Consider the following 1,201-nt stretch of genomic DNA (forward strand, 5'->3'; position numbering starts at 1 on the left):
TGTCCCGAGTCACAAGTTCGCATCATTAGATTCGCGTTAGAGTCGCATCGCTGTGCCATGTTTTGCAGGGCAACAGCGATGGAGCATTCGATGGCGCGGCTGGCACCCCTGATCCTAACCGAGGAGGAGCGGACTGAGCTGAAGGCGTTGGCAGGCCGCCGCAAGACGGCCCAAGCCCTGGCGTTGAGGGCCCGGATCATTCTGGCCTGTGCAGAGGGCAGCCAGAACAAGGAGGTGGCGGCGAAGCTCGGTGTGATCGAGACCACGGTCGGCAAGTGGCGCAGGCGCTTTGTGCAGGATCGCGTGGAAGGCCTGCGCGACGAGCCAAGGCCCGGAGCACCGCGGACGATCGATGATGCGCGCATCGAAGCTACCATCGTAAAGACCCTGGAAAGCCTTCCGAAGGATGCGACCCACTGGAGCTCGCGCGGCATGGCGAAGGAAAGTGGACTGTCGGTCTCAAGCGTGCAGCGCATCTGGCGAGCCTTCGGTTTGCAGCCTCATCGGATCGAGACGTTCAAGCTCTCGACCGACCCGGATTTCGTGGCCAAGGTGCGCGATGTGGTCGGCCTCTACGTCTCCCCGCCCCAGCACGCCGTCGTCCTGTGTGTGGACGAGAAGTCCCAAATTCAGGCGCTCGACCGCAGCCAGCCCATGTTGCCGATGCGCCCCGGTCAGCCCGCGCGGCGCAGCCATGACTACACGCGCCACGGCACGACCTCGCTCTTCGCGGCGCTCGACATTGCGACGGGCAAGGTCATCGGCAAATGCTTTGCCCGCCACCGCGCCGCCGAGTTTCGCAAGTTCCTCGACGAGATCGAGGCTGCCGTCCCGTGCGGTCTCGATGTCCATCTCGTCATGGACAACTACGCCACGCACAAGGCCCCGCTGATCCGAAACTGGCTCGCCAAACGGCCGCGCTGGCATGTCCATCTCACGCCGACCAGTTCGTCCTGGCTCAATCAGGTCGAGCGCTTCTTCGCGCTCATCACCGACAAAAAGATCCGGCGTGGCATCTATCGCAGCGTCCAGGCTCTGCGCGCCGACATTATGGACTTCATCAGTCATCACAATGCCAATCCCAAGCCATTCCAATGGACCAAATCCGCCGATGATATCCTCGCTTCCATCGAGCGCTTCTGCCGTTACAATACTCAAGCACAACCATCGTAGTGTCGCGAATTTCTGGTTCAGGACACTA

1 protein-coding gene is annotated in these 1,201 nt (G+C 61.7%); it reads left to right on the forward strand.

Annotated features, from left to right (window positions below; all coding sequences use genetic code 11):
* The first annotated feature begins 90 nt into the window (after positions 1 to 90).
* Positions 91 to 1,173: an IS630 family transposase gene (locus H8A95_RS43135; RefSeq protein WP_229188465.1), complete on the forward strand. Its 1,083-nt coding sequence runs from the start codon at positions 91 to 93 to the stop codon at positions 1,171 to 1,173.
* Positions 1,174 to 1,201 lie beyond the last annotated feature (28 nt).

It is taken from the genome of Bradyrhizobium oropedii (assembly GCF_020889685.1).
GTDB lineage: Bacteria > Pseudomonadota > Alphaproteobacteria > Rhizobiales > Xanthobacteraceae > Bradyrhizobium > Bradyrhizobium oropedii.

What these genes read in the sequence shown, in the direction of transcription:
- H8A95_RS43135 (WP_229188465.1), top strand. Translation starts at nt 91, where the DNA reads ATGGCGCGGCTGGCACCCCTGATCCTAACCGAGGAGGAGCGGACTGAG.